A 19,416-nucleotide genomic window follows, 5' to 3' on the forward strand; every position below is an offset into this window, starting at 1 on the left:
TTCAGGGCCAGCGCCTGGGGTTTACTTCATCATCTTGAAGGTCCAGACAGACCCGCCTTGTTCGAGGAAGTTGACCTTCTTGGCCACTTCACCGCCCCACAGCGGAACCGCACCACCCCAGCCAGAGACCACGGACACGTACTGGTCGTTGCCTTCTTTCCAGGTGATGGGAGGCGCCACGATGCCAGAACCGGTCTGGAACTGCCACACCACTTTGCCGGTCTTGGCGTCAGCGGCCTTCAGGTAGCCTTCAGGCGTGCCCCAGAACACCAAGTCACCAGCCACCAACACACCGCCCCACAGAGGCGCTTCGTTCTTGACTTCCCACTCGATCTTGCCGGTCTTGGGGTTCACAGCACGCAGCGAGCCGATGTAATCGTCGTACAAAGGCTTGATGGTGAAACCAGCGCCCAGGTAAGCCGCGCCTTTTTTGTAGGTGACGGGCTCGTTCCAGATTTCCATGCCCCATTCGTTGGAAGGCACATAGAACAATTTGGTCTTGGGGCTGTAGGCCATGGGCATCTGGTTTTTGCCGCCCAGGAAACCTGGGGCTGCAAAAACGGCTTTGCCTTTTTGACCATCGCCACCTGCGCCAGTGGGGTCGCCAGGACGGTTTTCAGGCACAAAGTTGGGACGACCTGTCTTCAAGTCAATGCCATTGGCCCAGGTGGTTTTGGTGACAAACGGGAAGGCATTTTCCAGTTTGCCGGTGGTGGCGTCGTTCACATAGAAGTAACCGTTGCGGTCGGCTTTGCCGCCCATGAGTTTGCCGTCCATGTCGAACAGCACAAACTCGTTGGTGCCGTCATAGTCCCAGCCGTCGTTGGGGGTGTTCTGGTAGTGCCACTTGATCTGGCCGGACTTGACGTCAATGGCCACGGTAGAAGTGGAGTACAGGTTGTCACCCTTGCGCAGGTGGCTGTTCCAAGGGCCGGGGTTGCCGGTGCCGAAATAGGCCAAGCCGGTTTTGGCGTTGAAAGTGCCGCCCATCCAGGTGGATGCACCGCCGGTCTTCCAGGTGTCGCCTGGCCAAGTGGCGTTGGTCGTACCGGTGATGCCGTTTTCCTTGCCATCTTTGTAACCCATGTGGCCTTCAACCACAGGACGGGACCAGACCATCTTGCCGGTCTTGGGGTCACGCGCTTCCACACGACCCACCACACCGAATTCACCACCCGACACGCCAGTCAAGAGCAAGCCATCGGCAATCAAGGGCGCAGCGGTGTAGCTGTAGCCTGCAGAGTAGTCGTCGATCTTCTCGCGCCACACCACTTTGCCGGTGTTTTGGTCCAGGGCCACCAATTGGGCGTCCAGGGTGCCGAAGATGACCAGGTTGTCAAACAAGGCTGCGCCACGGTTGATCACGTCGCAGCAAGGCATGATGCCTTCGGGCAGGCGGTGCTCGTACTTCCAGAGCTTTTTGCCGGTCTTGGCGTCGACCGCAAAGATGCGCGAGTAAGAGGCCGTGACGAACATCTTGCCGCCATGGACCAGGGGTTGCGATTGCTGACCGCGCTGCTTTTCACCGCCGAATGACATGGACCACACGGGCACCAGTTTGCTGATGCTCTTGGCGTTCACATCGGTGAGCGGCGAATAACGCTGACCGTGTGTGCCCAGACCCGAGGACAAAACGTCGTTGGTCGTAGCGGCGTCCTTGGTGATCATGTCGTTGGTGACTTGGGCGCCCGCTTGTGCGGCGGCCATCATGACGAGCAAGCTTAAAAGTTTGAGTTTCACAGTGGTGTCTCCTGTTGAAAGAAGGGGTCAGAGCGTTGAAGAAAATGAACGACTTGCCAATCCATCAGACTGGGCTGGCATGTGCCGTGGTGTTCTTTGGCAATTACCGTGCCACCCTCAGAACACCCCGTTCACCCCCAAAATGTCCGGAATAACCCTTAGAAATCACGGGATTCAATGTGCCCCCACCGACCGCTGGACAGCTTGGGCACACCTGAATGTTCAGTTTTGGATCACTTTGAATGTGCAGTCGGAGCAGTCTGCATTGAAAACTGTTCAGTCTCATAGCGCGGGTACAGCGTGGTCAGGTTGCGTGCGTACTCGGCCCGCAAGGCTGCCCACCGGGCAAAACGCTCAGGAATGGGCAGGCGCAACACCTCTGACAGGTCCAGCCCTTGCGCGGCGCTGGTCTGCATGCGCGCGTGCAACCACTGCAGCCAGTCCAGGGTCTGGTCCACGCCGTGGGTGCCGGTGTGCACCGGGCCGTGGCTGGGCACCACGGTTTTGACGCGGCCCTGAGTGATCCATTCGCGGATGCGCTGCAAGCTGGCGATCCAGCGGGGCAAATGGGCGTGCGGCAGCGTGGGCACACGCTCGGCAAACACCAGCCCCCCGGCAAACAGCACACCGGTGCTGTGGTCAATCAGCACCAAATCATCATCGGTGTGGCCTTGCAAGCGCACCCATTCCATGGCGTGACCGCCCCAATCGAAGCGCCCGGGCTGAATGTCTTGGCGCGAGGGCCGAAACTCGGTGCCCCGCATCCAGTCGCCACACAGGCGGTACAGATTGTCTTCGTAGGCCTTGCCCTCGGCCTGCATGCCGGCTCGGCTGCCGGGCAAGGCGGCGGTGGGCACATCGCCCCAGGCTTGGTTGCCCAAAAAATAATCAGGGTGCAAATTGAGGCTGACCACCTGCTTGACCGGCTGCGCCTTCACCCGCTCAAGTGCCGCCTTTTGCTGTTCGCCATACAGGCGCGAAGGCCCGGTGTTGAGCACCAGCGTGCCCGCCGCCGTGCTGACAAAGCCGGTGTTGATGATGTTGCAGCCATTGGCGCGGCTGAAGTCTTCGACCGCCCCCTCGATCACCCAGGTGTCCGGGGCAATTTGCCGGGGCTGCAATTGGTAATCGAGCCGGGCCGCATCGACTGCCCAGACCTGAGCGCTCAGGCAGGCCAACAGCCCCACACAGGCCCGGCGCAGCTGGGCCGCCCTCATGCTTTCACCTGCGCCTGGATGCGGTTGCCGTTGTTGTCGCGCCCGCTCAGCTGCCACGGCCCCCGCAAAGTGTCGCCCAGCTCCAGCGTCAGCAGCGGGTTTTCAGACACCGGTTCGTGCAAAGCCAGCCGCCAAACGGCTTGGTCTTGCGGGTCGCGCAACTCCAGGTGTTCGATGTGAAAGCTCGGGATACCCGCCACCAAACCCGTGTCCATGGGGTGCATGACGCGCAGGCGCAAGCGCGTGCCGCCTTCGAGCACGTTGCGAAAGACCCGCGCCTGCACCTGGCCCAGCGTGCGGCTCCAGGAGCCGTCGGCCCGCGTGATGCCCGGCACGGTGCAGCCACCGCCCGACGCATTCACCCAGGTCTGGCCCACATGCCAGCGCCCATCGCGTGTGCGCACCAAGGCCCGCACGGGTGAGCCTTGCTCCATGCGAAAGCGAAATGCCAACACCGGCCAGCTGTCCAGGGGTTCAAAGTCCAGAATGTGCTGGATCGGGTTGCGGTCAGCCACCAGCCGAATCCGGTCAATCGGCCCGGCTGAGCGCGCCAGTGCCCGCGCATCGACGAACACCGGCACGTTCATGGCGTCTTCGGCGAACTCGGGGCCTTTGACCACCACCTCGTCGGTGAAGCGCCAAGGCGCAGTGCCGATGTACTTTTTGATCACCACCGGCCACTGCATGGAGCCCAAGGGGTCTCCCCCGGTGGGGTCTGCTGACTGAGCCCAGGCGGTGGCGGTCAGCGACGCACCCAAACCAGCCAGGGCGCGACGGCGCGTCAAAAGTGTGTGCATCTCAGCTCCAGGGTTTTTTCAAGCCGCGCCGCGTTGGCGCATCGCGCCACGCTGCGGGTCATAGCCACGCACCGCCAACGCAAAAAAGAACAGCGTGCCCAGCACGCCCACCAGCCAGCCGGTGGCGTAGGTTTGCCCTTGCAGGGCAAAGCGCATCATCTCCACCGCCTGTGTGAAGGGGTTGAACAGCGCCAATTGGTAAAGCCACACGGCCCCGGCTTCTTCAAACTTCCACAAGGGGTAAAGGGCCGAGCTGATGAAGAACATCGGAAAAATCACGAAGTTCATGGCACCGGCAAAATTTTCCAGCTGCCGCACATAGACCGACAGCACCAAACCCATCGCGGCCATGAGCACGGCGGCCAGCACCATGGCCGGCAGCGCCAGCAAGGCGTGCATGGGGACCACGTCCACCCCCAACACCCAGGCCACGCCCAAAAAAACCACCATTTGCAGCACCGACAAACTGGTGCCCGCCAGCAGCTTGAAGGCCAGCAACCAGGCGCGGTTCAGGGGCGCCGTGAGCAGCAAACGCATGAGCCCCATCTCGCGGTCATAGACCAAGGACAGTGAACTTTGCATGCCGTTGAACAGTGCGATCATGCCCAGCAGGCCCGGCAGCATGTAGACCTTGTATTCGATGTAGGTCTCATACGGCGGGATGATGGACACGCCAAACACGTTCTGAAAACCCGTGGCAAACACCACAAACCACAGCAGCGGCCGCACCAGGGCCGAGGCCAGACGTGCGGGCTGGCGCAAAAACTTGTGGATCTCGCGCCCGACCACGGCCCGCAAGGCCCGCAGCAAATGCAGGCCTTTGCCGGGTGGGCTTTGCGGGGGCTGCACGTTCAAGGTTTGGCTTTGCATGGGCTTTCTTTTTCATCGACACCCAGGGTGTCCATCACTTCAATCGGGTGCAACACGCCGTCCAACGGCGCAGTGCCCGCCACGCCATCCACATGGCTCAAAAACAGGGGCTGGCGCAACTGCCCGTCCCAAGCGCGGTAAGACAGGCGTGGCCCTTTGGCCCCGTCCACAAACACCTGACCGCTGCGCAGCAAACGGGCTTGTTCGGGCAAGGCGGCTTTGCTGTGATCGCTGACCAGGGCTGCGATGGACTTGACGGCCACCCAGGCAGCCCAGTCTTGGCCGACCATGGGCCGCTGGGCCAGGCGCGCAAAGCGTCGGTTGACCTGCGGGCCGCCGTTGCGTTCCCACTGGGTGTGCCAGGCCAAGGCCACCAAACCGTTGGCCCCCACCACCGGGCGGGGCTGCTGCGTGGCGTAGGGCAGCGTGCGGGCAAACTCGCCATCGGCGTCCATCACCGCCACCACATCGTGGTTGCGGTCGTTGGTGAGCAAGCGGGTGTTGGACAAATCGCGTTCTCGCGGATCGCCCGAGAGCTTGAAGGCCTTGGTGTCCACCGTTTTGATGCCATAGCGTTTGGCCGCCCGCTGCCAAGCCTGGCCTTGCAACTGGTCGGCGGCTTCGGGGCCTTGCAGCACCAGCGCGTTGCGCCAAGAACGCGCAGCCAGATACTGGGCCAGCGCATCGCTGAACATGGCCTGACTGGGGTAGCTGTGAAACAACATGGCCGCGCACTGGCTGCCCCGCAGCGCATCGGCACCAGCGCTGGCGTTGAACAACAAGGCACTGCTGCCTGCGGCTTGCACGGCTTGGGCAAACTGGGCTTCGGGCAAATCCAGCACCCAATAAGCCACGCGGTCGGTTTTGAGTTGTTGCAAGACCTTGCCCAGATCGGCGGCACTGCCCGCCGTGGCTTCGATCACTTTGAGCGAGTGCCCGGCTGCGCGCAAACCGACTTCGGCATCGCTGGCCCCCAACTGCGCCGCTGGCAGCAAGCGCCCGGCAGGATGACCCGGAAAACGGCGCTCCAAACGGCGACTTTGGTAACGCGCGTCATCGTCCAAAGACACCAAGGCCACCGTGTGGTTGGCCGCCTGCACCACGGGTGCTGCGCTCAGCCCCACGGCCAGCAGACCCAGTGCCGTCAACGCCTTTGCAGCCAGCATGGGCTGCAAAAACCCTGGGGCCAAACGTGCTCGCGCCTGGCTTGTGCAGGCCCCGCTGGGGCCATCGGGGCAGGGCGTCATGGGCTCACCAGCGGGGTGTGGGGCACGCGGCCCACCGCCACGGTGCGGATGGCTTTGCCCGCTTGGGTGTCCACCAAGGTCATGTCATCGGACAAGCCATTGGTCACATACAACTGTTTTTCATCTGGGCTCAGGGCCAGGCCCCAGGCCCGCTTGCCCGCCAGAACGGTGCGGCGCACTTTGCGCGTGGCCACATCGACCTCCGCCACATGGTTGGCTTTGCCCAAACTGACCCAGGCGGTCTTGCCGTCGCGGGTCATGAGCACGCCCACCGGGGTGATGTCGCTGGCGCGCATGCCTTTGATCTCAAAAGCCACGGTGCCCTTGACGGTGTGGGTCTTGGCGTCGATCACCGACACATTCGCGCTCAGCTCATTGCTGACCCAGATTTCGCTGCCATCGGGCGAGGCGGCAAAGCGCCGTGGACGGTTGCCGACTTTGATGTCTTTGACGATTTTTTTGCTGCTCAGGTCAATCAGATGGACCACGTTGGCTTCTTCCGAGGTGACGTAGGCGAATTTGCCATCGCGAGAAAGCATCACCCCCTCGGGCTCTCCCCCGGTTTTGACTTCGAAGAGCTGTTTTTTGGTGCTCAGGTCATAGGCGGCGAGCACGCTGTCGTCTTCAATCGAGACATAGGCCACTTTGCCATCCGGGCTCAGGTCAAAAATTTCAGGGCTGTCGCCCAAGGGCACGGTATCGACCATCTTGCCGCTGGCGCGGTCCACCACACCCAGCTGGTTGCTGTCGCCGCAGCAGACATAAATTTTGGTCTGGTCTTTGCTGAACATCATGTGGCGCGGGCGTTTGCACACATCGATCTTGGACTGCAGCTTGCCCGCGGCGTCGAACACCAGCACTTTGTTGTCTTTTTCCGAGGACACATAAACGCTTTGGGCAAGGGCTTGGCCCGCCCAAGACCAGGCCAGTGCCACGGCCAAGGTGCAGGCCGTCAGACCGCGTGCAATCGGGGTGCGAGATGGTTTCATGAGGTGTCTCCTGTTTTGGGGGGGATGCAGGTGTTCCGTTTTGACACACTGCGCATTTGCAGCCCCTATTTTGCAAGAGCTGTGCCTGCACGGGCTGACAAAAATGGACACCAAAAGCTGAACCCTGCTTGTGCGCGGACCGCGACCACCGCCCCTTTCACCCCATGCTGGCTTTGGGCTTCAGGTCAAAGCCAGCGAACTCTTGGCGTGCAATTTGCTTAAATCGGCACATGACACATGGTTTTTTTGCGCCTCCCACCTGGACCCGACGCCATTGGCTGCTGAGTGCAGCCAGCATGGCTGGAGCCCCTTTGGCCCAAGCCAGCACGCCGCAAGCCTGGCCCCAAAAACCCATTCAACTCATCGTGCCCTGGCCTGCGGGTGGCGGCACGGACCTGAGCATTCGCATCCTGGCCGAAGAAGCGAGCTATCGCCTGGGCCAAACCATCGTGGTCATCAACCGGCCCGGTGCAGCGGGCACCATGGTGGCCCCCTTGCTCAAAGCGGCCTTGCCCGATGGCTACACCATTGGCCAACTGCCCTTGCCGGTGTTGCGCCACGCGCTCATGAACAAAGTGCCTTGGGACCCCTTGACCGACTTGAGCCCCATCTTGCAGGTGTCCAGCACCACTTTTGGCTTGTTGGTGCCCACCAGCAGCCCATGGCACAAGGTGCAAGACCTGCTGGACTGGGCACGCCAAAACCCCACAGCCCTGATGCTGGGCTCCACCGGCATGGGATCGACACCGCACCTGGCCATGGAAGAACTGCTGGGGGCGCAGCAAATTGCCTACACCCACATTCCTTTCAAAGGCACCACCGACCAAATGCTGGCCTTGGCCAGCGGCAACATCATGGCCGGGGTCAACTCCACAGGTTTTGCGCCATGGGTCGAACAAGGCAAACTGCGCCTTTTGGCGGTGTTCAGCGACAAACGCAGCAACCGCTGGCCAGCCGTGCCCACCATGAAAGAGCTGGGGTTTGCGCAATCGGTCTACCACTCGCCCTGGGGCTTGGTGGCCCCCTCGGGCACCCCGGCGGCCATTGTCAAAACCTTGCATGATGCGTTTCGGGCGGCGATGTTCACACCGCGCCACCTCCACGAATTGCAACGCTATGACCAAGACGCCGCCTACCTGGACAGCCCCAGCTACAAACAAACCCTGCTGCAAATCGCGGCGCGGGAACGCCAGTTGCTGCAACGCATGAAACTGCTGGCCGAATGACCCGTTCGATGGAATCCCGAATGACCTCTTCCGCCACCCCTGCCGCCCCTGCCGCCGCCCTGAAAGCCGACCACTTGAGCAAGGCCTACCAAGGCCATGTGGCCCTGAGCGAGGTCACCCTGAGCCTCATGCCCGGTGAACGCGTCGCCCTGCTGGGCCCCAACGGCGCGGGCAAATCCACCTTGATGCAGCTGCTGACGGGCTTGTTTGCGCCCGATACCGGCAGCATCCACATCCTGGGCCACGACATGCGCAGCGCCGCACCCCGCGCCCTGGCCCACTTGGGGGTGGTGTTCCAGCAACCGGCGCTGGACCTGGACTTGAGCGTGCAGGCCAATTTGCGCTTTCACACCGACTTGCACGGCATGTCCCGCGCCACGGCCGACGCCCGCATTCACGAAGGGCTGGAGCGCCTGGGCCTGATGGAACATCTGCACAAGCCTTGCCGCACCCTGTCTGGCGGCAACCGGCGCAAGATCGAACTGGTGCGAGCCCTGCTGCACCGCCCCGCCGTGCTGCTGATGGACGAAGCCACCGTGGGCTTGGACCCGGCCTCGCGCGTGCAACTGCTGCAAGCGGTGCAAGACCTGCAACGCGAACAAGGCGTGGCCACCCTCTGGGCCACCCACCTGGTCGAAGAAGTCGAACACGCCGACCGCGTGATCGTGCTGCACAAAGGTGCCATCCGCCACCAAGGCCGCGTGGCCGACCTGCTGACCGACACCGGGCAGGCCACGGTGCAAGCGGCGTTTTTGAGTTTGACACGGGTCTAAGCTGGTGCCCTTGGTTGGAACAAAGGGCGTGGATCCTTGGACCCGCCCGTTCAGCCCTGGGTCAAACTTTGGAGCACCGTTTTCAAATCAGGCTGATCGGCCAAGCCCATGCACGCCAGCCAGGCCTGTTCGGACTGGGCAAGGCCCAGGATCGGCGCGCTTTGGTCCACAAACTTGGCCTTGAGCAAATCGTGGGTCATGGGCCTTTCCAAACTGCCAATGGCCCGCTCGATGAAGATGTGCAGGCTGCGGCCGTCGGTGGTCTCGATCGTCACGTCCACCGAGGCTTCGTGGATCTGGCGGTCCACGATCAGCTCGACACGGTCACGCAAGGCGATGACTTCGGGCGAGCGGACCACCTCGTCCGCGTACTCATGCTCTCCTGCCTGGCCCTTCATGATGGCCACGGCGCAAGAATGGAACACGCTGAACTTGCTCTCCAAACCGGTTTGTGGGGTTTTCTTGCCGGTCAGCTCTTGCACCAAAGGGTGTGCCCGAACGGTGATGCGGGCAATTTGATCTGCCGTCAAAGCATGACCGTTGCGCAGTTGTACACAGGCGTCAATGGCCGGGTGAATGACGATGCCACAGGCAAAGGGTTTGTAGGTGTTCAGGGCGATTTCCCAGGTCTGGCCCAGGTTTTCAGTGATTTCAGCCCAATCGGTTTTGTCGGAAAACACCTGCATCAAGCCACGCGGTGCTTCGAGCGCCCGGCGTGAGGAGGTGAAACCATGGCGTGCCAGCAATGCCGACATCAGGCCGGCCTTGGCGGCCGCCCCCGGATGAAAAGGTTTGGTCATGGTGCCAAACTGTTCACGCAGGCCCACGGGTTGCGAGGCGGCAATGCCCAAGGCCATTTGGGTTTGAACCGCGTCCAACCCCAACAGACGTGCACAAGCGGCTGCGCTGCCCAACATGCCGGTCGAGCCCGTGATGTGCCAACCCCGGTCGTAATGGTGGGGGTACACGGCATTGCCCACGCGACACGACACTTCCACCCCCAGCACCAGCGCGTCAATCACCTGACGCCCGGACGCACCCAAATGCTCGCCCAGCGCCAACGCTGCCGAGGCCACTGGACCTGCCGGGTGAATGATGGTCTTGAGGTGGGTGTCGTCAAAGTCGAAGGTGTGCGAACTGATGCCATTGAGCATCGCCGCATTGGCCATGTCCACCCGCTCTTTGCGGCCCAAAACGGCGGCCTGGGGGGCGGGTTCGAGTGCTTGAACAGCGGCCAACGCCGCCGTCACCGTTTCGTGCGTGCTGGGTCCAACGGCGCAACCGGCCCAGTTGGCAAAGGTGCGGTGGGCTTGTTGCTCCACCTCGTCCGTCCAGCCCTTAGAGGGGTGGTTGGCTACAAAATGGGCCAACAGTGCCGTGACGGCGGGCGCGTTGGCATCGGCTTGGACAGTGGTATTGCGTGCGGTCATGGCTTGGATGAAAGTTGGGGTCAAAACAAGCGCCCGATCTTAAGAGATGGAGGGCATCCAGCAGTCACACACAAGTCAGCCCCTGTCCCCCTGAACGGTCAAGGGTCAAGTGGGTGACCTTCCCAGGACTTGGGCTCGGTTAGCCTTGTGTTTGAATTTTCAACCCCCACAGGAGCCCCCATGCTGACACTCTGCGGCTTTTCAGCCAGCAACTACTACAACAAAGTCAAAATCGCCTTGCTTGAAAAAGGCGTGCCTTTTCAGGAAGAACTGGCCTGGGTGGGCCAAACCGATGAACAAGCCAGCCCCTTGGGCAAAGTGCCTTACCTGAGAACCGAACACGGCAACTTGTGTGAATCTGCCGTGATCATGGAGTACATCGAGCACAAATTCCCACAAAACCCTTTGCTGCCTGCAGACCCATTTGCCGCAGCCAAGGTGCGCGAATTGGTGACTTTTTTGGAGCTGCACCTCGAACTGGTCGCTCGAAACCTGTACCCACAAGCTTTTTTTGGCGGCCAGATCAGCGACAGCACCAAGGAAAAAACCGGCATCCAACTCGAAAAAAACGTGGCCGCCTTTGCCAAGTTGGCCCAATTCAAGCCTTACATGCTGGGCGACAACCTGAGCTTGGCCGACTGCGCTGCTGCGGTGCATTTGCCCTTGGTCTCGGCTGCCACCAAAATCGTCTATGGCCGTGATTTTCTGGCCGACCTGCCGGTGCGCGACTACCTCAAGCACATGAACGAACGCCCCACCTTGCAACAAGTCAACGCCGACCGCAAAGCCAACACCGAACTGCTGCTGGCACGCGCCAAAGCCAAGGCCTGAACCCCGAGCAGGGGCGCGAAGCCCCTCGAAACTGATCCAGGTCAAGCGCAGTCACGACGCTGCACAGCGTTCTCGTCGGCATTGACCTGCATCAACCTGTCCCCCTCTGGCTCGGCTCATGATGCAGACATGAGCACCACCTCTTTCAACACTCCCTCTCGCCTCCACGAAGCCGACAAAGCCCACCTGATCGAGGCCCGTCAACAACTGCTGCAACGCATGGCCCATCAGCGCGGTGGGCTGCGCTCCAGAGCCGAAGTGGCCGCCGATCACTTTGACAATGGTTTTGAATCCCGCGCTCAGATTCAAACCGAACGCCAGACCGAATTCGCCCTGAACGAGCACGAAACCGCCGAATTGGGCGACATCGAAGCGGCACTCGAGCGTGTGCAAGCGGGCACTTATGGCATTTGCACCGATTGCGGCATCACCATCCCAGCCGAACGGCTGAACGCTTACCCCGTCGCCAAGCGCTGCATCGACTGCCAGTCTTTGGCAGAACACCACCGTTGATTTGTTGGCATAAGGAGCCCCATGAGTACTTTTCACGCCGTCGTCTGGATCGACCACACCGAAGCCCATGTGGTCATGTTTGACCGTGAGCACGTCCAAGCCCAGCGCATCCAATCACGCAGCCACCACAAGCACCAAGGCCCATCAGACAATGCACCCGCCTTTTTTGCCGAAGTGGCCCAAGCCCTGATCGGCACGCACGAAGTCCTGTTGACCGGGCCTGGGCAGACTCGGTTGGCGTTTCGCACTTGGTGCAACGAACACCACAAAGCCACAGCCAACACCATCGTGGACAGCATTGCAAGCGATCACCCCTCGGATGCACAACTGGCCGCGATGGCCAAACAGTACTTTGTCAAATTTGACAACATGAACACGCCCCCTCGCGGCTGACGCTGACAAGCCCCGGTGGGTCCGAGTTGCCCGTCTTTTTCGGCTTCTTGCATCGCCTGATGCGCCCACCGGGGGCTGCTATGCTTTGGTGCATGCGCAGCTTTTTTCATTTTGCTTTTCAGATCCCCCAGCTTGACGAGGCACCTCGCTTTGATGGGTGCACCTTCAGCGGCCAGCAGGGCCGCTCTGACGACACTGGATTGGACCTGGCCTTGCTGAGCACGTTTGACGCGTGCTGATGGCCATGGAACACACCTTTGCTTCGGCCACCATCTTGCTGCTGCTGATCACCGACCCACTGGGCAACATCCCGATTTTTGTCAACAGCTTGCGTGCCGTGCCCCCGAAGCGACGGGCACGGGTGATCCTGCGCGAAGTCCTGATTGCTTTTGGCCTGCTGCTGAGCTTCATGTTTGTGGGTCAAAGCTTCCTCAAAGCGATGAGTCTGTCCGATGTGTCCTTGCAAATTGGTGGGGCTGTGGTGCTGTTTTTGATCGCACTGCGCATGGTTTTTCCACCTCCGGCCCAAGACAGTCCCACCCCGGATGTCGAACCCCTGATCGTGCCTTTGGCCATTCCGGCATTGGCCGGTCCTTCGGCCATGGCCACCGTTTTGTTGCTGGTCAGTCAGGCCCCCGAACGCCGTTTGGAATGGGTGGCCGCGCTCACGGTGACCATGGTGGTTTGTGCAGGGGTGCTGCTCATGGCCGAGCGCTTGCAACAAGTCGTCGGTGAACGCGTGGTCAGCGCATTTGAACGCTTGATGGGGCTGATCCTGGTGTCCATCTCGGTGGAAATGCTGATTCGAGGCCTTCAATCCTTGGCGCTTCGCTGGCCCCATGCCTGAGGGTCAAGACCTCATTCTTCGCCCAGCTTGTTTTTCGGACTGAGCAGCGGCACGTCTTTTTTGGACCGTGGGGTTCCGACAGGTCCGGCCGTTTGCCCTTTTTGCGTGGCGGCCATGTCTTCTTCACTGGGGTATTGGCCCAACAACCAGTAATCAAACACACGCCGGGCAATGGGTGCGGCAGAGGCGGCACCAAACCCTGCATTTTCAACGACCACCGCCACGGCAATTTTGGGTGCCTCAGCAGGTGCATAGGCCATGTACAAAGCGTGGTCGCGCTGGTACTCAGACAACTTGGCGGCGTTGTACTTGTCTTTTTGTCCAATCGTCACCGCCTGCGCGGTGCCTGTTTTTCCGGCACTGGTGTAACCTGCCCCGGCAAAAACTCGGGCTGAAGTGCCCGAAGTCACCACGCCGACCAAACCATTGCGCACCACTTCCATGTGCTCGGGCTTGAAGCCTAAATTGACCGACTCAGAGACCTGCACGGCCGATTGCGCATGGGTCAAAGCGTCTTGCGTGGCAGAGACCACGCGCGGTTTGTACTGTTGCCCCCCGCTGGCCAAAGTGGCCGTGGCCGAGGCCAACTGCACCATGGTGAACGTGTTGTAGCCCTGACCAATGCCCAAGGAAATGGTTTCGCCGCCATACCATTTCTTTTGCTCTGGCCGCTTGTAGTAATTGCGCTTCCACTCGGTGCTGGGCAAGACGCCGCGCACCTCACCGGGCAAGTCGATGCCCGTGATTTGGCCAAAGCCCAAAGGCTTCATGAAGTCATGTATGGCATCGACCCCCATGTCGTTGGCCAGCGAGTAGTAGTACACATTGCTCGACAAAACGATCGACCGCACCATGTCCACCGGTCCCAGGCCATGGTCACCATGGCTGCGGAAAGTGTGCCCGCCATAAGTCCATGAGCCAGCGTCGTTGATGATGGTGCTGGCACTGCGCTTGCCCGTGGACAGGGCGGCCATGGCCATGAACGGTTTGTACGTTGACCCCGGAGGGTAAGTGCCGCGCAAAGCACGATTGAGCAAAGGCTTGTCAATCGATTCGTTGAGCATTTGCCAGTTCTCGACATCAATGCCATCAACAAACAAGTTGGGGTCGAAGGTGGGCTTGCTGACAAAGGCCAATACCTCCCCGGTGTTCGGGTCCAGCGCCACCAAAGCACCTCGCCGATTGCCAAAAAGGTCCTCCACCATCTTCTGCATCTGGATGTCGATGGACAACACCACGTTTTGCCCAGGAATGGCGGGGCGGCTGGACAAACTGCGCGTGGCGCGTCCACCCGCAGAGGTTTCAACCTGGTTGACCCCAGTGATGCCGTGCAACTCACGCTCGTAGCGCTGCTCGACACCCAACTTGCCGATGTATTCAGTTCCCCTGTAGTTGGAGGCATCCTCGTCTTCTTCCAGCCGCTCTTTTTCGCGTTGGTTGATGCGCCCGATGTACCCGATCACATGGCTGGCGAGTTCACCGTAGGGGTACTGTCTGAACAAGCGGGCCTTGATTTCAACACCCGGGAACCGGTATCGCTGGGCACTGAAGCGGGCCACTTCTTCGTCGGTCAACCGATTGCGAATGGGCAAGGAATCGAAGCTCTTGGACTCCTCGCGTAAACGTTTGAAACGACGACGGTCTTTGGTCTGAATGTCCACCAACTCCGACAGTTCGTTGATGGTGGCCTCCAGATCGCTGACCTTGGAGGGGGTGATCTCCAAGGTATAAGCTGAGTAATTACTGGCCAGCACCACCCCATTTCGATCGAGGATGGTGCCGCGAGGCGGCACGGTGGGCAAGATGGCCGTGCGGTTGTTTTCGGCCTGCTCGTGCAAATCCTCGTGGCGAATCACTTGCAAATAAATCAAGCGCGAGGCCAGCAAGGCAAAACAAAACAACACCAACCATTGCACCACGGCCACACGGTACTGAAAACGCTGGATCTCAACACGCGTGTCGCGCAATTCCGCAAGTGAGGGCAGGTGAAAAGGCATGGTCACAGCGGCCGAATATCGTCACGCTCGAATGCACGCCTTTGTGGGGCCAACAACAATGCGCCCACCAAAGGCCAAAGTGCCGCCTGAAGCAAAGGACCCAACACTTGGGTCCACACAGGCCAGGCGTCCTGCGCAACGAGTCGCGTCAACCACTCCACCAAGGCAGCCAACACAAACAGCGGCAAAATTTGCAGCGCTTGCTCTCTGAGCGGAAACCACAACAAACGGCGCTGGGCAATGTTGGCCAGTCCGGACAAGACCACATAAGACAAGGCGTTTTGCCCCAACAAGGCCGACTCGTGCACATCCAGGGCCAAGCCCAACAAAAAGGCCAACACCAAACCGACCCGCCGTGGCTGGTGGACTGTCCAAAACACCACCACAATGGCCAAGACGTCGGGCAACCAATACCACCCCAGCAAACCCAACAACATGTGCACCAGCAAGGCCAGCATCAGGGTGATGCCGATGAACTTGGGGTTGGCAGGCAACAACAACGGCCGACCGGCGGGCATGATCATGGTTTGGCTCCTGCCGTCGAATACCCGGACGACTTGGCCTTGGCGTTGGAGGCCTTGCCCGTCTCAGGGGGGGCTGCTGGCCAGTCCTTGACCGGCAACAACACCAACAAGTGCCGTCCCCGCTCCGTGGCCATGGGCTCAGCATGGACTCGGGCAAAAGATGAGTCAACACGGCGGTCGATGCGTGCGATGCGACCCACATGCAAACCCGCCGGATAGACGCCATCAATGCCACTGGTGGTCAGCAAATCACCCTTTTGCAAGTCTGCGCCAGCCGGCACAAACTTCAGATCCAATGATCCACCCAAGGTGTAAGGGTCGCCATTGGCCACATGGCGGCTTCCTGTGCGTGCATTCATGACCGGAATGCTTTGATCCCGATCGGTGAGCAAGGTCACCTCGCTGACCAAGGGGTAAACGCGAGTGACTTGACCCACCACACCCGCCGTATCGATGACGGCTGAGCCATGAACAATACCGGCCAGCTGCCCACGATCCACCACCACTCGACGGGTGTATGGATCCGCCGTGTCGTACAAGACTTGCACCGCTTTGGAGGGACCCGCGATCTGAACCCGCAAATCCAGCAGTTGCCGCAAATGAGCGTTTTCCTGACCCAACTGCTCCACCTGCTGCAAACGCTGTGCCTGCGCAATGGTGCGGCTTTGGTAACTTTGCGCGGCATCTTGTGCCTCTTCAAGGTTGCCGAAATATTGCCCCATGGCGACAAAGGCACGCCCAGGTTGCAGTGACAACCACTGCAAAGGCGACAAAACCAAGGCCACCCCCGAACGAATGGGTTGTGAAATTTGCAAACGGTGGTCAGCGGCCATCAGCAAGATGGACAACAAGCCCAACAGCAACATCTTCGAGGTCGAAGAAAGGCCCTGCCGAAAAATCGGCGGGGCGCTGCGCTCAATCGTATCCAGAGCCATGGTTCAGTTGCACCGGATGATGGGGGTCAATCGTCTGCAGGTCCACGCCCGAGCGTTGACCTGCAGTGCTTTACTCGCTGGTGAAAATGCTGCCCAGCTGGTCCATGCGCTCCAGTGCCATGCCACAACCACGCGCCACACAGGTCAGCGGGTCTTCGGCCACCAGCACCGGCAGGCCGGTTTCTTCGGCCAGCAAGCGGTCCAAGTCACGCAGCAAGGCACCACCACCGGTGAGCATCATGCCGCGCTCAGCAATGTCGGCGCCCAGTTCGGGCGGGGTTTGCTCCAGCGCGGTCTTGACGGCCGAGACGATCTGGTTGAGCGGATCGGTCAGGGCTTCGAGGATTTCGTTGGAGCTGATGGTGAAGCTGCGTGGCACGCCTTCGGACAGGTTGCGGCCTTTGACTTCCATTTCCTTGACTTCACTGCCTGGAAAGGCCGAGCCGATGTTTTTCTTGATCGATTCGGCTGTGGGTTCACCAATCAGCATGCCGTAGTTGCGGCGGATGTAGCTGATGATGGCTTCGTCAAACTTGTCACCGCCCACGCGCACGCTGCCTTTGTAGACCATGCCGCCCAGCGAGATCACGCCCACTTCGGTGGTGCCGCCGCCAATATCGACCACCATGGAGCCCGAAGCTTCTGACACAGGCAAGCCCGCGCCGATGGCTGCGGCCATGGGCTCTTCGATCAGGTACACCTCAGAAGCGCCTGCGCCGAGTGCCGATTCACGAATCGCACGGCGCTCGACCTGGGTGGAGCCGCAAGGCACACAAATGATGATGCGGGGGCTGGGGCGGAAGGTGCTGCGGGGGTGCACCATGCGGATGAACTGCTTGAGCATCTGCTCGGTGACGGTGAAGTCGGCGATCACGCCGTCCTTCATGGGGCGGATGGCTTCGATGTTGCCGGGCACTTTGCCCAGCATGGCCTTGGCTTCGTGACCAACCGCTTGCAAGGTCTTTTTGCCTTGGGGGCCGCCTTCGTGGCGAATGGCCACAACCGATGGCTCATCGAGGACAATGCCTTTGTCGCGCACAAAAATCAGGGTGTTGGCAGTGCCCAGGTCAATGGCCAGGTCGCTGGAAAAATAACGGCGGAATGAAGAAAACATTCGGAAATCCTTAGGTGCCACAACCCATCCGCTTGGGGATTCAGGGTGGGTGCGCACAACAATCAAATCTGGGTTTGCGTGCAGTCAGGTGTCAAGAAGGTTCTTGTCACTGCAGCAAACACAGGATAATACCCGATCCCCTGGTCACTCGTACGCACACAAGCCTTGCGAAACCTGGAAAAACTGACCTTTTACCTCTCGTTTAAACCATGTCGCTGACCTCACAGGATATTGCCCGCATTGCAAACCTCGCCCGGCTGGAACTCAAGCCGGACGAAAGCGAGCGCATGCTCACTCAAATCAACGGCTTTTTTGGCATCGTGCAAGCCATGCAGGCGGTGGACACCACCGGCATCACCCCCATGGCCCACCCCGTGGCGGCCATTCAGGACATCACGCTGCGCCTGCGTCCCGACCTGGCGAGCGAACCCAACCAACGCGATCTGAACCAGCAAAGCGCCCCCGCCGTCGAGCGCGGCCTGTTCCTGGTCCCCAAAGTCATCGAGTAAGCCATGAGTGATCTGCACAACCTCAGCGTGAAAGCGCTGGCCACCCTGCTCCAAACCAAAGAAGTCAGCGCCGTCGAAGTCACCACGCGCTTTTTGGCCCGCATGGGCGGCAACCCGCACAACGCCTTTCTCGACATCGACAGCGAAGTGACGCTGGCCCAGGCCCAAGCTTCGGACGCCAAGCTGGCCGATGGCACAGCAGGCCCCCTCGAAGGCGTGCCTGTGGCGCACAAAGACGTGTTCGTCACGCAAGACTTTGCGACCACCGCAGGCTCCAAAATCCTGAGCGGCTACCGCTCGCCCTTTGACGCCACCGTGGTGCAGCGCCTGCGCACGGCGGGCATGGTCACTTTGGGCAAGCTCAACTGCGACGAATTCGCCATGGGCTCGGCCAACGAAAACTCGGCTTACGGCCCGGTGCAAAACCCCTGGGACACAGCCCGCGTACCCGGCGGCTCGTCCGGCGGCAGCGCCGCCGCTGTGGCCGGTGGCCTGGCCCCCGCCGCCACCGGGACCGACACGGGCGGCTCGATCCGCCAGCCGGCCAGCTTTTGCGGCATCACCGGCATCAAACCCACCTATGGCCGCGCCAGCCGCTACGGCATGATCGCTTACGCATCGAGCCTGGACCAGGCCGGCCCCATGGCCCGCAGCGCCGAAGACTGCGCGCTCTTGCTGAGTGCCATGTGCGGCGCAGATTTGGACCGTGACTCGACTTCGCTGGACATGCCCAGTGAAGACTTTTCGGCATCGCTCAACAGCTCCATTGAAGGCCTGCGCATTGGCATTCCCAAAGAGTTCTTTGGCGAAGGCTTGGCAACCGACGTGCGTGCCGCCGTGGACGGCGCTTTGCGCGAGTACGAAAAACTCGGTGCCAAGCTGGTGCCGATCAGCCTGCCTCGCACCGAGTTGTCGATTCCGGTTTACTACATCATTGCCCCGGCCGAAGCCAGCTCCAACCTCAGCCGCTTTGACGGCGTGAAGTTCGGCCACCGCGCCAAGGACTACACCGACCTGGTGGACATGTACAAAAAGACCCGCGCCGAAGGCTTTGGCAACGAAGTCAAGCGCCGCATCATGACGGGCGCTTATGTGCTGAGCCACGGCTACTACGACGCCTACTACCTGCAGGCGCAAAAAATCCGCCGCATGATCGCCGACGACTTCCAGAACGCCTTCAAAGAATGCGACGTGATCGCAGGCCCTGTGGCCCCGTCTGTGGCCTGGAAGTTTGGCGAAAACGCCAACGACCCGGTGGCCGACTATTTGGCCGACATCTTCACCCTGCCAGCCTCGCTGGCCGGACTGCCCGGCATGAGCGTGCCCGCAGGCTTTGGCGCGGGCGGTATGCCCGTAGGCCTGCAGCTGATCGGCAACTACTTCAAAGAAGCCCAATTGCTGAACGCTGCGCACCGCTTGCAACAAGCCACCGATTTCCACCTGCAAAAGCCTCAGGGGATTTGA

19 protein-coding genes are annotated in these 19,416 nt (G+C 60.7%); 8 read left to right on the forward strand and 11 right to left on the reverse strand.

Annotated elements, in window-relative coordinates; genetic code table 11:
- Positions 1 to 21: 21 nt before the first annotated feature.
- The 6 genes from B9Z48_RS13295 to B9Z48_RS13320 all read right to left on the reverse strand — a co-directional run bounded on the left by B9Z48_RS13295 (position 22) and on the right by B9Z48_RS13320 (position 6,860).
- On the reverse strand, positions 22 to 1,740 hold the full coding sequence (locus B9Z48_RS13295; protein ID WP_304438322.1) for a PQQ-dependent methanol/ethanol family dehydrogenase: 1,719 nt from the start codon (positions 1,738 to 1,740) through the stop codon (positions 22 to 24).
- A gap of 233 nt (positions 1,741 to 1,973) precedes the next feature.
- The gene (locus B9Z48_RS13300; protein ID WP_089952063.1) at positions 1,974 to 2,957 is read right to left on the reverse strand and encodes a quinoprotein relay system zinc metallohydrolase 1; all 984 of its coding nucleotides are present in this window, start codon (positions 2,955 to 2,957) and stop codon (positions 1,974 to 1,976) included.
- A complete protein-coding gene (locus B9Z48_RS13305; RefSeq protein WP_089952065.1) occupies positions 2,954 to 3,754 on the reverse strand; it encodes a quinoprotein dehydrogenase-associated SoxYZ-like carrier in 801 nt (266 codons plus the stop codon). The genes B9Z48_RS13300 and B9Z48_RS13305 overlap by 4 nt, the downstream gene beginning before the upstream one ends.
- 18 nt (positions 3,755 to 3,772) lie before the next feature.
- On the reverse strand, positions 3,773 to 4,624 hold the full coding sequence (locus B9Z48_RS13310; RefSeq protein ID WP_108379001.1) for an ABC transporter permease: 852 nt from the start codon (positions 4,622 to 4,624) through the stop codon (positions 3,773 to 3,775).
- Positions 4,606 to 5,871, reverse strand: coding sequence for a branched-chain amino acid ABC transporter substrate-binding protein (locus B9Z48_RS13315; protein WP_233261123.1), 1,266 nt, complete (start codon positions 5,869 to 5,871; stop codon positions 4,606 to 4,608). Before B9Z48_RS13315 ends, B9Z48_RS13310 begins: the two co-directional genes overlap by 19 nt.
- Positions 5,868 to 6,860, reverse strand: a complete 993-nt coding sequence (locus B9Z48_RS13320; RefSeq protein WP_108379005.1) for a PQQ-dependent catabolism-associated beta-propeller protein — start codon at positions 6,858 to 6,860, stop codon at positions 5,868 to 5,870. The genes B9Z48_RS13315 and B9Z48_RS13320 overlap by 4 nt, the downstream gene beginning before the upstream one ends.
- 230 nt (positions 6,861 to 7,090) lie before the next feature.
- On the opposite strand from B9Z48_RS13320, the gene B9Z48_RS13330 reads away from it, so the two are divergent.
- Both B9Z48_RS13330 and B9Z48_RS13335 read left to right on the forward strand, forming a co-directional pair.
- On the forward strand, positions 7,091 to 8,086 hold the full coding sequence (locus B9Z48_RS13330; RefSeq protein WP_108379009.1) for a tripartite tricarboxylate transporter substrate binding protein: 996 nt from the start codon (positions 7,091 to 7,093) through the stop codon (positions 8,084 to 8,086).
- 20 nt (positions 8,087 to 8,106) lie between these two features.
- Positions 8,107 to 8,859: an ABC transporter ATP-binding protein gene (locus tag B9Z48_RS13335; protein ID WP_108379011.1), complete on the forward strand. Its 753-nt coding sequence runs from the start codon at positions 8,107 to 8,109 to the stop codon at positions 8,857 to 8,859.
- Between the two features lie 50 nt (positions 8,860 to 8,909).
- On the opposite strand, the gene B9Z48_RS13340 is transcribed toward B9Z48_RS13335, so the two are convergent.
- Positions 8,910 to 10,289 carry an MmgE/PrpD family protein gene (locus B9Z48_RS13340; protein ID WP_108379013.1) on the reverse strand — a complete coding sequence of 460 codons (1,380 nt, stop codon included), beginning with the start codon at positions 10,287 to 10,289 and terminating at the stop codon, positions 8,910 to 8,912.
- A 180-nt stretch (positions 10,290 to 10,469) separates the two neighbouring features.
- Here B9Z48_RS13340 and B9Z48_RS13345 point away from each other — a divergent pair, with 180 nt between their 5' ends.
- The 4 genes from B9Z48_RS13345 to B9Z48_RS13360 all read left to right on the forward strand — a co-directional run bounded on the left by B9Z48_RS13345 (position 10,470) and on the right by B9Z48_RS13360 (position 12,873).
- Complete coding sequence (locus B9Z48_RS13345; RefSeq protein ID WP_108379015.1) at positions 10,470 to 11,120, forward strand: glutathione S-transferase; 651 nt, start codon at positions 10,470 to 10,472, stop codon at positions 11,118 to 11,120.
- A 129-nt stretch (positions 11,121 to 11,249) separates the two neighbouring features.
- Entirely contained in the window at positions 11,250 to 11,633 is a 384-nt protein-coding gene (locus B9Z48_RS13350) for a TraR/DksA C4-type zinc finger protein (protein ID WP_199233523.1), read from the forward strand.
- 21 nt (positions 11,634 to 11,654) lie between these two features.
- Positions 11,655 to 12,026, forward strand: coding sequence for a hypothetical protein (locus tag B9Z48_RS13355; RefSeq protein ID WP_089952084.1), 372 nt, complete (start codon positions 11,655 to 11,657; stop codon positions 12,024 to 12,026).
- Between the two features lie 244 nt (positions 12,027 to 12,270).
- Positions 12,271 to 12,873, forward strand: coding sequence for a MarC family protein (locus tag B9Z48_RS13360; protein WP_089952575.1), 603 nt, complete (start codon positions 12,271 to 12,273; stop codon positions 12,871 to 12,873).
- 11 nt (positions 12,874 to 12,884) lie between these two features.
- Here the strand turns inward: B9Z48_RS13360 and mrdA are convergent, their stop codons facing one another.
- The 4 genes from mrdA to B9Z48_RS13380 form a co-directional block, all read right to left on the reverse strand.
- Positions 12,885 to 14,870, reverse strand: a complete 1,986-nt coding sequence (gene mrdA, locus B9Z48_RS13365) for a penicillin-binding protein 2 (protein ID WP_108379017.1) — start codon at positions 14,868 to 14,870, stop codon at positions 12,885 to 12,887.
- Between the two features lie 2 nt (positions 14,871 to 14,872).
- A complete protein-coding gene (gene mreD / locus B9Z48_RS13370) occupies positions 14,873 to 15,394 on the reverse strand; it encodes a rod shape-determining protein MreD (RefSeq protein WP_108379019.1) in 522 nt (173 codons plus the stop codon).
- Complete coding sequence (gene mreC / locus B9Z48_RS13375) at positions 15,391 to 16,329, reverse strand: rod shape-determining protein MreC (protein WP_089952091.1); 939 nt, start codon at positions 16,327 to 16,329, stop codon at positions 15,391 to 15,393. The genes mreD and mreC overlap by 4 nt, the downstream gene beginning before the upstream one ends.
- A 70-nt stretch (positions 16,330 to 16,399) precedes the next feature.
- Positions 16,400 to 17,443 carry a rod shape-determining protein gene (locus B9Z48_RS13380; RefSeq protein ID WP_089952093.1) on the reverse strand — a complete coding sequence of 348 codons (1,044 nt, stop codon included), beginning with the start codon at positions 17,441 to 17,443 and terminating at the stop codon, positions 16,400 to 16,402.
- A gap of 209 nt (positions 17,444 to 17,652) precedes the next feature.
- Here B9Z48_RS13380 and gatC point away from each other — a divergent pair, with 209 nt between their 5' ends.
- Both gatC and gatA read left to right on the forward strand, forming a co-directional pair.
- Positions 17,653 to 17,952, forward strand: a complete 300-nt coding sequence (gene gatC, locus B9Z48_RS13385; protein WP_089952095.1) for an Asp-tRNA(Asn)/Glu-tRNA(Gln) amidotransferase subunit GatC — start codon at positions 17,653 to 17,655, stop codon at positions 17,950 to 17,952.
- 3 nt (positions 17,953 to 17,955) lie between these two features.
- Positions 17,956 to 19,416: an Asp-tRNA(Asn)/Glu-tRNA(Gln) amidotransferase subunit GatA gene (gene gatA / locus B9Z48_RS13390; protein WP_108379021.1), complete on the forward strand. Its 1,461-nt coding sequence runs from the start codon at positions 17,956 to 17,958 to the stop codon at positions 19,414 to 19,416.

Origin of the sequence: Limnohabitans sp. WS1, assembly GCF_003063265.1 — a bacterium.
Classification (GTDB): domain Bacteria; phylum Pseudomonadota; class Gammaproteobacteria; order Burkholderiales; family Burkholderiaceae_C; genus Limnohabitans_A.

Coding starts and splice junctions, on each gene's coding strand:
- B9Z48_RS13300 (WP_089952063.1), bottom strand. CDS start 2,957: ATGAGGGCGGCCCAGCTGCGCCGGGCCTGTGTGGGGCTGTTGGCCTGC.
- B9Z48_RS13305 (WP_089952065.1), bottom strand. CDS start 3,754: ATGCACACACTTTTGACGCGCCGTCGCGCCCTGGCTGGTTTGGGTGCG.
- B9Z48_RS13310 (WP_108379001.1), bottom strand. CDS start 4,624: ATGCAAAGCCAAACCTTGAACGTGCAGCCCCCGCAAAGCCCACCCGGC.
- B9Z48_RS13315 (WP_233261123.1), bottom strand. CDS start 5,871: ATGACGCCCTGCCCCGATGGCCCCAGCGGGGCCTGCACAAGCCAGGCG.
- B9Z48_RS13320 (WP_108379005.1), bottom strand. CDS start 6,860: ATGAAACCATCTCGCACCCCGATTGCACGCGGTCTGACGGCCTGCACC.
- B9Z48_RS13330 (WP_108379009.1), top strand. CDS start 7,091: ATGACACATGGTTTTTTTGCGCCTCCCACCTGGACCCGACGCCATTGG.
- B9Z48_RS13335 (WP_108379011.1), top strand. CDS start 8,107: ATGACCTCTTCCGCCACCCCTGCCGCCCCTGCCGCCGCCCTGAAAGCC.
- B9Z48_RS13340 (WP_108379013.1), bottom strand. CDS start 10,289: ATGACCGCACGCAATACCACTGTCCAAGCCGATGCCAACGCGCCCGCC.
- B9Z48_RS13345 (WP_108379015.1), top strand. CDS start 10,470: ATGCTGACACTCTGCGGCTTTTCAGCCAGCAACTACTACAACAAAGTC.
- B9Z48_RS13350 (WP_199233523.1), top strand. CDS start 11,250: ATGAGCACCACCTCTTTCAACACTCCCTCTCGCCTCCACGAAGCCGAC.
- B9Z48_RS13355 (WP_089952084.1), top strand. CDS start 11,655: ATGAGTACTTTTCACGCCGTCGTCTGGATCGACCACACCGAAGCCCAT.
- B9Z48_RS13360 (WP_089952575.1), top strand. CDS start 12,271: ATGGAACACACCTTTGCTTCGGCCACCATCTTGCTGCTGCTGATCACC.
- mrdA (WP_108379017.1), bottom strand. CDS start 14,870: ATGCCTTTTCACCTGCCCTCACTTGCGGAATTGCGCGACACGCGTGTT.
- mreD (WP_108379019.1), bottom strand. CDS start 15,394: ATGATCATGCCCGCCGGTCGGCCGTTGTTGTTGCCTGCCAACCCCAAG.
- mreC (WP_089952091.1), bottom strand. CDS start 16,329: ATGGCTCTGGATACGATTGAGCGCAGCGCCCCGCCGATTTTTCGGCAG.
- B9Z48_RS13380 (WP_089952093.1), bottom strand. CDS start 17,443: ATGTTTTCTTCATTCCGCCGTTATTTTTCCAGCGACCTGGCCATTGAC.
- gatC (WP_089952095.1), top strand. CDS start 17,653: ATGTCGCTGACCTCACAGGATATTGCCCGCATTGCAAACCTCGCCCGG.
- gatA (WP_108379021.1), top strand. CDS start 17,956: ATGAGTGATCTGCACAACCTCAGCGTGAAAGCGCTGGCCACCCTGCTC.